The organism is Massilia oculi (assembly GCF_003143515.1).
GTDB lineage: Bacteria > Pseudomonadota > Gammaproteobacteria > Burkholderiales > Burkholderiaceae_D > Telluria > Telluria oculi.
In genome coordinates, this window is the sequence record NZ_CP029343.1 from 3,175,432 (window position 1) to 3,189,738 (window position 14,307).

Consider the following 14,307-nt stretch of genomic DNA (forward strand, 5'->3'; position numbering starts at 1 on the left):
TGCATACTTGTTCAATATCTTTATTGTGGCAGTAAATATTTTGCATATTTAACGATTGGCCGAAGAAATCATGTTTTTGCCGGATGTGCCGAGTTAACCGTTGTATGCACGCCGAAAACGGTTGGAATTTCTTCCTGCTGACTCTTTCCTTCAGGCTAAGCTCAGTTCGCCGCCTCGAGACGGCACCGGCATTGCCGGTCCTACAACGACACAAGCGAGCCATTCGCTTGACGGAAAACCTTGAAGAAGGAAGAACCATGAAGCAAACGCATTCGACTCATCCAACCGTGTTGAAGATGTGTGCAGCGGTCGCGCTGGCGCTGGTCTCCGCAGCGAGCCTCGCGGCCGCCGGCGGCGACGGCGGCCGCGGCGCGCCGCAGTTCGTCGTGGAGACAGACCGACTCATCGTGAAGTACCGCGACTCGAAGGCCGCCGCCAACGGCGCCGCGGCCAGGGTCGCCAGTGTGACCCCCGACCGCAAGGCCAGGCTCGACCGCGCCGGCCAGCAGTTCGGCATGGTGGTCAAGGAGAGTCATGCCATCTCGACCGGCGCCCAGGTGTTCAAGCTGGACCGCCGGCGCCACCTGAAGGAAGTGGAATCGCTGGCCGCCGAGATGATGGCGCGCGACCCGGCCATCGAATACGCCGAGCCGGACCGCATCATGACCCATATGGCGACGCCGACCGACCCGCGCTACACCGACCAGTGGCATTACTATGAAACCGCCGGCGGCCTGCGCCTGCCGACCGCCTGGGACAAGTCGACCGGCAGCGGCGTGGTGGTGGCGGTGATCGACACCGGCTACCGCCCGCACGCCGACCTGTCGGGCCAGCTGTTGGCCGGCTATGACTTCATCAGCACCGCCACCATCGGCAACGACGGCAATGGCCGCGACAGCGACGCCAGCGATCCGGGCGACGCCGTGGTGGCCGGCGAATGCGGCAACGGCCAGCCGACGCGCGACCAGGGTTCGAGCTGGCACGGCACTCACGTCGCCGGCACGGTGGCGGCGCGCACCAACAACGGCGCCGGCGTGGCGGGCGTGGCCTACAACGCCAGGATCGTCCCGGTGCGCGTGCTCGGCAAGTGCGGCGGCTACACCTCGGACATCGCCGACGCGATCACCTGGTCGTCGGGCGGCAGCGTGTCGGGCGTGCCGGCCAACGCCAACAAGGCGCGCGTGCTGAACCTGTCGCTGGGCGGCGGCGGCGCCTGCGGCGCGACCACCCAGAACGCCATCAACGGCGCCCGCTCGCGCGGCGCGGTGGTGGTGGTGGCCGCCGGCAACGACGCCGTCAACGTCAGCAACGCCAGCCCGGCCAACTGCTCGGGCGTGATCGCGGTGGCGGCCACCGGCCGCACGGGCGGCCGTGCTTCCTACTCCAACTACGGCACCCTGGTGGACGTGGCGGCGCCGGGCGGCGACGGCGCCTATGGCGTGTTGTCGACGCTGAATACCGGCACCACGGCGCCGGCCTCGGACAGCTATGCGGCCTACCAGGGCACCTCGATGGCCACGCCGCACGTGGCGGGCGTGGCGGCGCTGATGCTGGCGCTGAACGCCAACCTGACGCCGGACGACATCGAGTCGAAACTGAAATCGACGGCGCGCGCCTTCCCGGCCAGTTGCTCGGGCTGCGGCACCGGCATCGTGGACGCCACCGCGGCGGTCAATGCGGCCACCACCGGCGGCACGGCGGCCACCACCCAGGCCGAGGCGGAGGCGAACAACAGCACCGCCACCGCCAACCTGGTCACCTCGGGCAACACGACCGTCAACGGCAACCTCGGCTCGACCACCGACACGGATTACTTCCGCGTCGACCTGCCGGCCGGTAAAACCCTGAGCGCGGTCCTGACGCCGGGCCTCTCCAATGCCGACTACGACCTGTACGTGTACAACGCATCCGGCACGCAGCTGGGCACCAGCCAGAACGGCGTCGGCGCGGTGGACAGCGTCAGCTCCAGCAACACCGGCAGCAGCGCGTCGACCCGCTACGTGCGCGTGACCTACTACAGCGGCGGCACCGGCGCCACCAATGGCAAGTACGGCCTGAAGCTCACCTGGTAAGCGCGTCGGCGCCAGGATGAGGTGAACGCGCGGTCTCGGCCGCGCGTTTTTTTTGCCGGTACACCCCGGGCGCGCAGCCGCTGGCGCGCTTGAACGCGGCGCTGAACGCGCTTTCGGATGCATAGCCGAGGCGCCAGGCGATGGTGGCGACCGGGGTGTCTTCTTCGTGCAGCGCCTTGCGCGCCAGCCGCATGCGCCAGGCCTGCAGGTACTGCAGCGGCGCCATGCCGACCAGCTGGCGAAAGCGCAGCGCCAGCGCCGAGCGCGACATCGCGGTGTCGCGCGCCAGTTCGCCGACGCTCCAGCGTCGTTCGGGCGCGCCGTGCAGCAGGCGCAGCGCGGGGCCGATCTTCGCGTCGGCCAGTGCGGCCAGCCAGCCGTGCCGCGCGCCGCCCGGTTCGCGCAGGGCCTGCACCAGGGCGATGCGCGCCAGGCCGTCGGTCACCAGGCGTGCGCCGGCGTCCGGCGCCCCCGCTTCCTTGCCATACAAATCCAGCAGCGCGCGCAGCGCCGGCGCGGCCTGCGCATCCGCACGGATGTGCAGTTCGGGCGGCGCCACCTGTTCCAGCAGGTCGCGTTGCGAGGCGTCGAGCTCGAAGCGGCCCGCGATCATTTCCATCCGCTCACCTGCATCCGGATCGCCCCACGTGATCGCACCGCCGCGCAGCGCCGCGAAGTGGGCCGGGCCATCCTGCGCCGGCAGTGCCGGATCGGTAGCCGCGACATAAGGCCGGCCGCTTCGCATCAACAGGCAGTCGCCAGCCTCGAGCCGGTAGGAATGCGCATCGCCCTCGACCCGCACATGCAGGACGCCGCGCAACTGGGCGATGAATTTCAGGTAGGGATACGCAGGAAAGCGCAGCGCCCACGGGCCGCCGGCGGTCATGCGCAGCGCGGCGCCGCTGCGCACCTGGAGCAGGGCCAGCATGTCGGAGAGCGGATCGGAAGATCGGACTGAAAGCAGGTCTGGACGGTCGCGCATGAACGGTGGAGGACGCAGCATGGTGGGCCACGCCGCCCGATTCTACACTGGCCCCATCGATTTTCCTGAAAGGACCCTCTCATGCAATACCGACGACTTGGCAATAGCGGCATCATCGTCTCCCGCCTGTGCCTGGGCGCCATGACCTTCGGGGGAGCGGCGACGCCGCCCTACGACAAGGTCGGCGGCCTGGACCTGGCCGCCACCGAGCGTCTGGTGGGAACGGCACTGGACGCCGGCATCAACTTCATCGACACCGCCGACGTGTATGCGGACGGCGAATCCGAAAGCCTGCTGGGGCAAGCCCTGGCCGGCCGGCGCGAAGAAGTGGTGCTGGCCACCAAGTTCCACGCGCCGATGGGGAAAGGGCCGAACGACGCGGGACAATCGCGCCTGCACCTGACGCGCGCGCTCGAGGCCAGCCTGCGCCGCCTGAAGACCGACCACATCGACCTGTACCAGATCCATAACGTCGATGAACTCACGCCGATGGAAGAGACGCTGCGCGCACTCGACGACGCGGTGCGCGCCGGGAAGATCCGCTACATCGGCTGCTCGAACCTGTCGAGCTGGCAGACCGCCAAGGCGCTCGGCTTGTCCAGACTGCACGGCTGGTCCTCGTACGTGTCGGTGCAGGCCTGCTATTCGCTGGCGGTGCGCGACGTCGAACGCGAGATCCTGCCGCAGGCGCAGGACGCGCAGCTGGGCCTGATGGCCTGGAGCCCGCTGGCCGGCGGCCTGTTGTCCGGCAAATTCGACCGCGCCGGCAGCAGCGATCCGGATGCGCGCCGCATCCACATCGACTTCCCGCCGATCGCGCCGGAACACGGCTACACCGTCATCGACGCCGTCAAGCGCGTGGCGGCGCGGGTCGAGGCCACGCCGGCCCAGGTGGCGCTGGCCTGGCTGCTGGCGCGTCCCGGCGTGACCACCGCCATCGTCGGCGCGCGCCGTCCGGAGCAATTGCAGGACAATCTGCGCGCGCTGGAACTGGCGCTGAGCGAGCAGGATATGTCAGAGCTGGATGCGGCCAGCAGCCTGCCGACGTATTACCCGGCCTGGGTGCAGGCGATGACCAACGTGCACCGGGACGGCTTCCTGGCGCGCTAGCGGCTTGCGCCAAACCGGATTTCGGACGATACTGTATGCAATTACAGTAGTCCTCCCCACATGGGGCGGCCTCCAGCGTGAACGCCCCGGTCCGAAAAATCATCCACTGCGATTGCGATTGCTTCTATGCGTCGGTCGAAATGCGCGACGATCCGCTGCTCCGCGGTCGTCCGCTCGCCGTGGGCGGCCGGCCCGACCAGCGCGGGGTGGTCGCCACCTGCAACTACGAGGCGCGCCGCTACGGCATCCATTCGGCGATGGCCACCGCCACCGCGATCAAGCTGTGTCCCGACTTGCTGGTGATCCCGCCGGCGATGGAAAAATACCGGATCGCCTCGCGCCAGATCATGGACATCTACCAGGACTACACCGAACTGGTGGAACCGCTCTCGCTCGACGAAGCCTACCTGGACGTCACCGATTCGCCCCATTGCAAGGGCAGCGCGACCCTGATCGCGCAAGAGATCCGGCGCCGCATCTTCGAGACCGTCGGCATCACCGCCTCGGCCGGCGTGGCGCCGAACAAGTTCGTGGCCAAGATCGCCAGCGACTGGAACAAGCCGGACGGGCTGTTCCTGGTACGGCCCGACGAGGTGGATGCCTTCGTCGCGGCGCTGCCGGTCAAGAAGCTCCATGGCGTCGGCAAGGTGACTGCCGAAAAGATGAACCGCCTCGGCCTGCAGACCTGCGCCGACCTGCGCGCCTGGAGCATGGACCAGCTGCAGGAACACTTCGGCAGCTTCGGCGCGCGTTTATATGACCTGAGCCGCGGCGTCGACGGTCGCGAAGTGAACGTCTCGCGCGAGCGCAAATCGATCAGCACCGAAGAGACTTATACGCCCGACGTGCCCGACCTGGCCGCTTGCCTGGCCCTGCTGCCCGATCTGCATGAACACCTGCTGGGCCGCATCAAGCGTGCGAATGCCGAAAAATTCATCAACAAGCTGTTCGTGAAGATCAAATTCTCGGATTTCCAGCAGACGACGGTCGAGTGCGTGGGCCATGCGCCACATATTCCGACCTATGCGCGCCTGATGGAAACCGGCTGGGCCCGCGCCAGCCGCCCGGTGCGCCTGCTGGGCGTGGGCGTGCGCCTGGGCGAGACCGAGACCGTCGAGCAGTTGCGGCTGTTCGACGATGTTCTGGACGATTCGATAAGGTCCTGAGCTTTTTATGCGACGTTGCCATATAGCAGCGTAGAATATCGATCCTTTGAAATACTGACACAACCGGATAACCTATGTGGTTCAAGAATCTACAGATCTACCGTCTGCCGGCCCCTTGGGCCTATACCCCTGAACAACTGGAAAAAGCCCTCGAGCCGCAGGCTTTCGTGCCTGCCAGCAGCAATGAGTTGCTGCGCCAGGGCTGGGACGCGCCGCGCCCGAACGGCGGCCTGGTCCACGTGGTCAACAAGCAGATGCTGATCATGCTGGGCACCGAGAAGAAGCTGCTGCCGGCATCGGTCATCAACCAGGTGGCCAAGGCCAAGGCGGCCGAGCTCGAAGAGCAGCAGGGCTTCCCACCTGGCAAGAAGGCAATGAAGGAACTGAAGGAACGCGTGGCCGACGAACTGCTGCCGCGCGCCTTTACCCTGCGCAGCAACGTCTGGACCTGGATCGACCCGGTCAACGGCTGGCTGGTGGTCGATGCGGCGAGCCCGGCGAAGGCCGACGACATCGTCAAGCTGCTGCTCAAGGCCGTCGACAAGATGCCGCTGGAATCGCTGCGCGTGCAAAAATCGCCAGTGGCCGTGATGACCGGCTGGCTGGAAGCCGATGAAGCGCCGTACGGCTTCACGATCGACCAGGACACCGAGCTGCGCGCGACCGGCGAAAGCCGCGCCGCGGTGCGCTACGTGAAGCACACGCTGGAACCGGACGACATCCGCCGCCACATCGCCGCCGGCAAGCAGTGCACCCGCCTGGCCATGACCTGGAACGACCGCATCAGCTTCGTGCTGACCGAGTCGCTGGCGATCAAGGGCATCAAGCCGCTCGACGTGATCAAGGAAGGCGAAAGCCCGACCTATAGCGACGACGAGCGTTTCGACAACGACATCGTGCTGATGACGGGCGAGCTGGCCAAGCTGCTGGCCGATGTGGTCGAGGCGCTGGGCGGCGAAGCCAAGGCGTAATCGCCCGGCGACTGGACGGGCGCTGACAATGGCCGGACCGTGCGTCCGGCCATTGTCGTTTACAGCGGCTGGAACACGCCTTCGCTGCGGTTCTTGGTCACGTTATCCCACGGGAAAACCTGGCCGTTCATGGCGACATACACGCCGGCCGGCAGGGTCTGCGCCACGCCGCAGGCAAAGCCGAGGTTGAACAGCGCATCCGAATTGGCGATGGAATACGGGATCATGGCGCCGGTCAGCACGATGGTCTGGTCCAGCTTGGCGGCGCCGAGCACGGCGGCCGTCTCGCGCATGGTGTCGGTGCCGTGCACGATCACGATCGCCTTCTCGCTGGCAGCCTGGCACGAGGCCAGCACGCGCTCGCGGTCGGCGTCCTGCATGTCGAGCGAATCGAGCAGCGGCAGCACGTCGAGCGCGACCGGCACCGTCATGCGGCTGCGCTTGATCACCTCTGGCAGATGGCTTTCAGCAAAGCCGAGTACGCCGTTCAGTTCATTGTAATGCTTGTCGAAAGTGCCACCGGTGGCGATGAGTCGCAAAGTCATGTTGGTTTATCTATTCGCAGAAAAAAGGTGCGTCATGATAGCCGCAAACCATAGTGTATCCGACTGTGACTGCGCTAGAATCGTCCGGATCGGATGAGTACACTCATCGCCTTTCACCTCTTTCTTTTCCCCTGGCCATGAAAGCAGTCGCACCCGGCACCGTCATCTTCCACCGCCATCGCGGCTATGGCGTGATCACCCACGTCAACCTGCTCACTGGCTGGATTTCGGCGCGTTTCAACGACGAGGCGCGCGCCCTCGACCTGAACCTGTCGAGCGACGAAGTCCAGCACGCCGACGGCGAGCCGATCCTGTTCCGGCGCGCGCCGCCAGACCGCATGCCGCATGCGCGCCTGATGGCCGTGGTGCGCGCATTGCACGAGGCGGGCTACCAGAAGCTGTACCTGTATTCCTGGCCCAAGCCCTCCGGCCTGCACTGGCGCTGGCACCTGTTCACGGGGCCGCGCAACTGGATGCAGCGCACCTGGCGCGAAGGCTGGTACGGTTCGGGCGCCGACTACAACAACAATCCCGTGATGGGTTGGGGCGACGTGCCGGGCGCCACCACCGACGAGCTGATCCATGCGCTGGCGAAGTTCGATCCGCAAGGGCTGGCGCAGGCGCTGGGCCGCGACGAAGACCATACCGCCTGGTTCGCGCAAGCCTGCGACCTGCTGCTGCCGGGATACATGTACAGCCTCAATATGGAGCGCCCCGCGGGCGGCGGGCTGGTCGAGGCGCCTGTGGTGCCGATCGTGCCGGTAAGGGCGGGCTTGAAAGCCTACAGCGGCCGCGACATCGGCTGGCCGCCGGGCTGGGCCGGGCTCTGGACCGGCACCCACGTGATGCCGGCGCCAAGGATCAATCTGACGGGCGAGCCCGAACTGCGCTGATCAGCGCTTTTCCAATGCCTCCGGATTGAGAATGTTCGCCGGCTCGCCTTGCGCGAACTTGACGATGTTCTCGAACGCCGCCTGGAAATAAATCTCGTAACTGTCCTTCTCGACATAGCCCAGGTGCGGGGTGGCCAGCACCGTGGGGATGCGCAGCAGCGGCGAGTCCTGCGCCAGCGGTTCGCCCGTGAACACGTCCAGCGCCGCCGTGCCCGGACGTCCCCCTTGAGGGCTCCCTCGAGTGCGCCCTCCGCCACCAGTTCGGCGCGGCTGGTGTTGACGAACAGCGCGTCCGGTTTCATACGCGCCAGGTCGCTTGCCGTGACGACGCCGCGCGTCGATTCCGCCAGCCGCAAATGCAGGCTGAGCACGTCGGCCTGCTCGAACAGCGCCTCGCGCGACGCCGCCGCCTCGAGGCCGTCGGCGACGGCCGCCGCGCGGCTGGCCTCGCTGCCCCAGACCAGCACCCGCATCCCGAAGGCGCGCGCATAGCCGGCCACCAGCTTGCCGATCTTGCCGTAACTCCACAGGCCCAGGGTCCGCCCGTGCAGCACCCGTCCCACGCCATTGAGCGCCGGATTGATCGAGGCCGTCTGCCACAAGCCGTCCTTCAGATTGTTCGCATACGGCACGATCTTGCGGCTGGCCGCCATGATCAGGGCCCAGGTCAGCTCGGCCGGCGCGAGCGGCGAGCCGACACCTTCGGCGATGGCGATGCCGCGCGCGGTCGCGGCCGCCACGTCGATGTGGCCGCTGACCTTGCCGGTCTGCGAAACGAGCTTCAGGTTCGGCAGCTTCGCCAGCAATGCCGCCGACAAGGCGGTGCGTTCGCGGATCAGCACCAGGGCGTCGAAAGGAGCGAGGCGGATCGCCAGCTGGCCCAGTCCGCGGGTGGTGTTATTGAAGACTTTGACCTCATGGCCGTCGAGCAGTCGGAAGCAGTCAAGACCGAGCACGGCGTCTTGATAATCGTCAAGAATCGCGATTTTCATTGATGTTGTCAGAGTTATATCAGTTAAATGTAAACAAATAACAGGGTAGGGCATTTGCCCAAATAGCCTACTACATTACTGGGGCATTTTTCCTACTTTTTTGTAGTGAAAGGGCCCGTAAGGCGGTTTTTGGGGTGTACAATCGGCGCAGAACTTACAGGAATGACACGTATCCAACGGTGCTCATGAGACGTACCGCTCAGCCTTGCCAGAGGCTGTTGACCCCGACCGCTGTCCCACCGCGATCCTGACCAGGCTGCTTGCCCGATGGATGATCCCGACCCAGCGATCCACCCGAATTCTTTATTGGCATTTGGAGGACTCCCCATGAACCAGCCCGTGATGGGCGGCGTCGCCGCACTGAACGTTCCAGCTTACATCAAACATCAAAAGCTTATCAATTGGGTCGCGGAAATCGCCGCCCTGACCAAGCCTGACAGCATTTACTGGTGCGACGGTTCGGAAGAAGAATACGACCGCCTGTGCGCACAGATGGTCGAAGCGGGCACGATGAAGAAGCTCAACCCCGCCAAGCGTCCGAATTCCTACCTGGCCTGGTCCGATCCATCGGACGTGGCGCGCGTCGAAGACCGCACCTATATCTGCTCCGCCACCAAAGAGCAGGCCGGCCCGACCAACAACTGGATGGAGCCGGCCGAGATGCGCCGCACCCTGCACGGCCTGTTCGACGGCTGCATGGCGGGCCGCACCCTGTACGTGGTGCCGTTCTCGATGGGCCCGCTGGGCTCGCCGATCGCCCATATCGGCGTCGAACTGTCCGACTCGCCTTATGTCGCGGTCAATATGCGCATCATGACGCGCATGGGCAAGGCCGTATACGACGTGCTGGGCCCGGACGGCGAGTTCGTTCCTTGCGTCCACTCGGTCGGCGCGCCGCTGGCTGCCGGCCAGAACGACGTCGCCTGGCCATGCAATGCCACCAAGTACATCGTGCACTACCCGGAAACCCGCGAGATCTGGTCCTTCGGTTCCGGCTACGGCGGCAACGCGCTGCTGGGCAAGAAATGCTTCGCGCTGCGCATCGCCTCGAACATGGGTTACCAAGAGGCGCAAGCCGGCGGCACCGGCTGGCTGGCCGAACACATGCTGATCCTGGGCGTCGAGTCGCCGCAGGGCGACAAGAAATACGTGGCTGCAGCCTTCCCTTCGGCCTGCGGCAAGACCAACTTCGCGATGCTGATCCCGCCGAAGACCTTCGACGGCTGGAAAGTGACGACCATCGGCGACGACATCGCCTGGATCAAGCCGGCGGCTGACGGCAAGCTGGTCGCGATCAACCCCGAAGCCGGCTACTTCGGCGTGGCGCCGGGCACCAATGAAAAGACCAATCCGAACTGCATGGCCTCGCTGCGCGAGAACGTGATCTTCACCAACGTGGCGCTGACCGACGACGGCGACGTGTGGTGGGAAGGCATGACGAAGGAAGCGCCGGCGCACCTGATCGACTGGCAGGGCAAGGACTGGACGCCGGCCTCCGGCACCAAGGCGGCGCACCCGAATGCGCGCTTCACCGTGGCCGCGACCCAGAATCCGGTGATCGACCCGGCCTGGGACGATCCAAGCGGCGTGCCGATCTCGGCCTTCATCTTCGGCGGCCGCCGCTCGACCACGGTGCCGCTGGTGACCGAGGCGAATAACTGGGTGGATGGCGTGTACATGGCCGCGACCATGGGTTCCGAGACCACCGCCGCCGCCGCCGGCCAGATGGGCGTGGTGCGCCGCGATCCGTTCGCGATGCTGCCGTTCATCGGCTACAACATGAGCGACTATTTCCAGCACTGGCTGGATCTGGGCAAGAAAGTCGCCGCGATCAATCCGGCTGCGCTGCCGAAGATTTTCTGCGTCAACTGGTTCCGCACCGGCGAGGATGGCGGCTTCGTGTGGCCGGGCTATGGCGACAATATGCGCGTGCTGAAGTGGATTCTTGACCGTACCGAGGGCAGCGCCGCCGCCGGCAACGCGCACCTGTTCGGCACCTCGCCATCGTATGGCGATCTGAACTGGGATGGGGTGGAGTTCACCGAAGCGCAGTTCACGCAAATCACGTCGATCGACAAGAACGCATGGGCCGAAGAGCTGAAGCTGCACGGTGAACTGTTCGACAAGCTGGCCTACCGCCTGCCGCAAGAGCTGGTGGACACCAAGGATCGGTTGGAGAAGCAACTGGCTGGCTAAGACCGGCCGAGTGGGGGAGAGGCCGCTGTTGGAAGCGGTCATATAAAAAAGAACAGGGGCAACGCCAATGGCGTTGCCCCTGTTTCATTTGGGTCGAACGGTGAAGATCAACCCTTCAGCAACGGCTTCAGGTACTTGCCCGTCGGGCTGTCCTTGACCTTGGCCACTTGCTCCGGCGTACCCGACGCCACGATCATGCCGCCGCCGGCGCCGCCTTCCGGTCCCAAGTCGACGATCCAGTCCGCGGTCTTGATCACGTCCAGGTTGTGCTCGATGATGGCGAGCGTATTGCCCTGGTCGCGCAGGCGGTGGATCACCTTCAGCAGCAGGTCGATGTCGGCGAAGTGCAGGCCGGTGGTCGGTTCGTCCAGGATGTACAGCGTGCGTCCGGTGTCGCGCTTGGACAGCTCGAGCGACAGCTTGACGCGCTGCGCCTCGCCGCCCGACAGGGTGGTCGCGCTCTGTCCCAGCTTGATATAGCCCAGGCCCACGTCCAGCAAGGTCTGGAGTTTACGCGCGATGACCGGCACCGGCTTGAAGAACTCGTGCGCATCCTCGACCGTCATGTCCAGTACTTCGGTGATGTTCTTGCCCTTGTACTGCACTTCCAGCGTTTCGCGGTTGTAGCGCTTGCCATGGCAGACGTCGCACGGCACGTACACGTCCGGCAGGAAGTGCATCTCGACCTTGATCACGCCATCGCCCTGGCAGGCTTCGCAGCGGCCGCCCTTGACGTTGAACGAGAAGCGGCCGGCGCTGTATCCGCGTTCCTTGGCGGTCGGCACGGTCGCGAACAGGTCGCGGATCGGCGTGAAGAGGCCAGTATAGGTCGCGGGGTTCGACCGCGGCGTGCGGCCGATCGGCGCCTGGTCGACCGAGATCACCTTGTCGAAGTGTTCCAGGCCGTGGATCGAGCTGTGCTCGGCCGGTTCGGTCTGCGAACCGTACAGGTGGCGCGACAGCGCCGGATACAGCGTGTCGTTGATGAGCGTCGACTTGCCCGAACCCGACACGCCCGTCACGCAAGTCATCAGGCCCACCGGCAAGGTCAGGGTCACATCCTTCAGGTTATTACCTTTCGCGCCCGTGATCACCAGCTGGCGCGCCGGATCGGCCTTGGTGCGCTTCTTCGGCACTTCGATCTTGCGCCGGCCGTCCAGGTACTGGGCGGTCAGCGAATGCTCGTTGTTCATGATCTGCTCGAGCGTGCCCTCGGCGATCACGGCGCCGCCGTGCACGCCCGCGCCCGGACCCATGTCGACGATGTAGTCGGCGGTGCGGATCGCGTCTTCGTCGTGCTCGACCACCAGCACGCTATTGCCGATGTCGCGCAAATGCTTCAGCGTCGCGATCAGGCGATCGTTGTCGCGCTGGTGCAGGCCGATCGACGGTTCGTCTAGCACGTACATGACGCCGGTCAGGCCCGAACCGATCTGCGAGGCCAGGCGGATACGCTGGGCTTCGCCGCCGGACAGGGTATCCGCGCTGCGGTCGAGCGACAGGTAGTCGAGGCCGACGTTGTTCAGGAACTTCAGGCGCGACACGATTTCCTTGATCACGCGCTCGGCGATGTCGCGCTTGGCGCCACTGAGCTCCAGCTTGTCGAAATAGTCCAGCGTTTCGCGCAGGGGTTTATCGGACACCTCGTAGATGGCGCGCTGCTGCTCGCCCTGGCCGATCTTGACGAAACGCGCTTCGGTGCGCAGGCGCGCGCCTTCGCAGGCCGGGCATTTCTTTTCGTTGATGAACTTGGCCAGCTCTTCCTTGACCGCCATCGAATCGGTCTCGCGGTAGCGCCGCTGCAGGTTGTTGACCACGCCTTCGAAGGTATGCTCGCGGATCACGGTGCGGCCGCGTTCGTTCACGTAGCTGAACGGGATCGCGGTCTTGCCGGAGCCGAACAGCACGGCTTCCTGCGACGATTTCGGCAATTGCTCGAACGGCTTGTCGAGGTCGAAGTCGTAATGGGCTGCCAGGCTCTGCAGCATCTGGAAGTAGAACTGGTTGCGGCGATCCCAGCCCTTGACGGCGCCGGAGGCCAGCGACAGGTGCGGGAAGGCCACGATCCGCTTCGGATCGAAGAACTCGATATGGCCCAGGCCATCGCATTCCTGGCAGGCGCCCATCGGGTTATTGAACGAGAACAGGCGTGGTTCCAGCTCTTGCAGCGAGTAGCCGCAAACATTACAGGCGAACTTGTTCGAAAAGACGGTTTCCTTCTCGGTGTCCATCTCGTAGGCCACGGCGCGGCCGTCGGCCAGGCGCAGGGCGGTCTCGAAGCTTTCGGCCAGGCGCTGCTTGATGTCCGGATTCACCTTCACCCGGTCGATCACGACGTCGATGCTGTGCTTCTCGGTCTTCTTGAGCTTGGGCAGTTCATCGATTTCATAGATCTTGGCGGCATTGACGCCGCTGGCGATGCGGAAGCGCACGAAGCCCTGGGCCTGCATGGCCTGGAACAGGTCGCCATGTTCGCCCTTGCGGCCGGCCACGACCGGCGCCAGGATCATCAGCTTGGTACCTTCCGGGATGGCGAGCACCGCATCGACCATCTGCGACACGGTCTGGGCCGACAGCGGCTCATGCGGGTGCTGCGGGCAATACGGCGTGCCGACGCGCGCGTACAGCAGGCGCAGGTAGTCGTGGATCTCGGTGACGGTGCCGACGGTCGAGCGCGGGTTGTGCGAGGTCGCTTTCTGCTCGATCGAGATCGCCGGCGACAGGCCTTCGATCAGGTCGACGTCCGGCTTTTCCATCAGTTGCAGGAACTGGCGCGCATAGGCCGACAGCGATTCGACGTAGCGGCGCTGGCCTTCTGCATACAGCGTGTCGAAGGCGAGCGAGGATTTGCCCGAGCCCGACAGGCCGGTGATCACGATCAGCTTGTTGCGCGGCAGGTCGAGGTTGATGTTCTTCAGATTGTGCGTGCGGGCACCACGAATGCGAATTTCTTCCATTAAGTTGGGCAGACTTTCTATCAGTTTTTGCGGGGCCGCAGACGCCAGCAGCGCGGTAAGCGGGCCAATCGGGGAGAACCCGTAAGTGTAGCGCGTTTTTGTTTCGGCTGTACATCTATCCAGTAGTTGCTGTACCAGGGGTGCCAGGTTGGCATACCACTTTGACAAGCGCAGGAGGGCCGGGTCTATGCTATGTGGGCCGATCAGCGGGCGCTTCAATGACAAAGCGTTCAGAACTGGAAAATAATTTTCAGCGCAGTTATTTATCTGACTTAATCGACAACGAAACAGCCTTTTCGATAGTGTGTTTTGGCTGATGCCCGCCAACGAAAAGGATTGCTGAAACTGGGTGGCGGACCGCATAATAGTCAGCTGCAACACATCGTTCCCTGACGCCTAGAAATACGCAGAGTCAGGGCTTAC

General features: G+C 64.8%; 9 protein-coding genes and 1 pseudogene. 6 read left to right on the forward strand and 4 right to left on the reverse strand.

The genetic code is table 11. The features are described from left to right. Positions 1-257 precede the first annotated feature (257 nt). Positions 258-2,072: a S8 family peptidase gene (locus DIR46_RS14550; RefSeq protein ID WP_109345872.1), complete on the forward strand. Its 1,815-nt coding sequence runs from the start codon at positions 258-260 to the stop codon at positions 2,070-2,072. Here the strand turns inward: DIR46_RS14550 and DIR46_RS14555 are convergent. Continuing rightward, on the reverse strand, positions 2,062-3,075 hold the full coding sequence (locus tag DIR46_RS14555; RefSeq protein WP_109345873.1) for an AraC family transcriptional regulator: 1,014 nt from the start codon (positions 3,073-3,075) through the stop codon (positions 2,062-2,064). The genes DIR46_RS14550 and DIR46_RS14555 overlap by 11 nt on opposite strands. 60 nt (positions 3,076-3,135) lie before the next feature. Here DIR46_RS14555 and DIR46_RS14560 point away from each other — a divergent pair, with 60 nt between their 5' ends. The 3 genes from DIR46_RS14560 (at position 3,136) to DIR46_RS14570 (ending at position 6,301) form a co-directional block, all read left to right on the forward strand. Further along, positions 3,136-4,164 (forward strand): aldo/keto reductase, encoded by a 1,029-nt coding sequence (locus DIR46_RS14560; RefSeq protein ID WP_109345874.1) that lies wholly within the window; start codon positions 3,136-3,138, stop codon positions 4,162-4,164. 77 nt (positions 4,165-4,241) lie between these two features. Continuing rightward, positions 4,242-5,330, forward strand: a complete 1,089-nt coding sequence (dinB, locus tag DIR46_RS14565; protein WP_370659939.1) for a DNA polymerase IV — start codon at positions 4,242-4,244, stop codon at positions 5,328-5,330. Positions 5,331-5,404: 74 nt separating this feature from the next. After that, a complete protein-coding gene (locus DIR46_RS14570) occupies positions 5,405-6,301 on the forward strand; it encodes a recombination-associated protein RdgC (protein WP_109345875.1) in 897 nt (298 codons plus the stop codon). Between the two features lie 59 nt (positions 6,302-6,360). On the opposite strand, the gene DIR46_RS14575 is transcribed toward DIR46_RS14570, so the two are convergent. Continuing rightward, complete coding sequence (locus DIR46_RS14575; protein ID WP_109345876.1) at positions 6,361-6,846, reverse strand: asparaginase domain-containing protein; 486 nt, start codon at positions 6,844-6,846, stop codon at positions 6,361-6,363. A 137-nt stretch (positions 6,847-6,983) separates the two neighbouring features. On the opposite strand from DIR46_RS14575, the gene DIR46_RS14580 reads away from it, so the two are divergent. Further along, positions 6,984-7,739 (forward strand): L-asparaginase, encoded by a 756-nt coding sequence (locus DIR46_RS14580; RefSeq protein ID WP_109345877.1) that lies wholly within the window; start codon positions 6,984-6,986, stop codon positions 7,737-7,739. On the opposite strand, the pseudogene DIR46_RS14585 reads toward DIR46_RS14580, so the two are convergent. Further along, positions 7,740-8,731 (reverse strand): annotated as a pseudogene (locus DIR46_RS14585) (D-2-hydroxyacid dehydrogenase family protein). Between the two features lie 327 nt (positions 8,732-9,058). On the opposite strand from DIR46_RS14585, the gene DIR46_RS14590 reads away from it, so the two are divergent. Then, positions 9,059-10,927 (forward strand): phosphoenolpyruvate carboxykinase (GTP), encoded by a 1,869-nt coding sequence (locus tag DIR46_RS14590; protein WP_109345878.1) that lies wholly within the window; start codon positions 9,059-9,061, stop codon positions 10,925-10,927. Positions 10,928-11,034: 107 nt separating this feature from the next. Here DIR46_RS14590 and uvrA read toward each other — a convergent pair whose 3' ends face one another. Further along, entirely contained in the window at positions 11,035-13,884 is a 2,850-nt protein-coding gene (uvrA, locus tag DIR46_RS14595; protein ID WP_109345879.1) for an excinuclease ABC subunit UvrA, read from the reverse strand. Between the last annotated feature and the right edge of the window lie 423 nt (positions 13,885-14,307).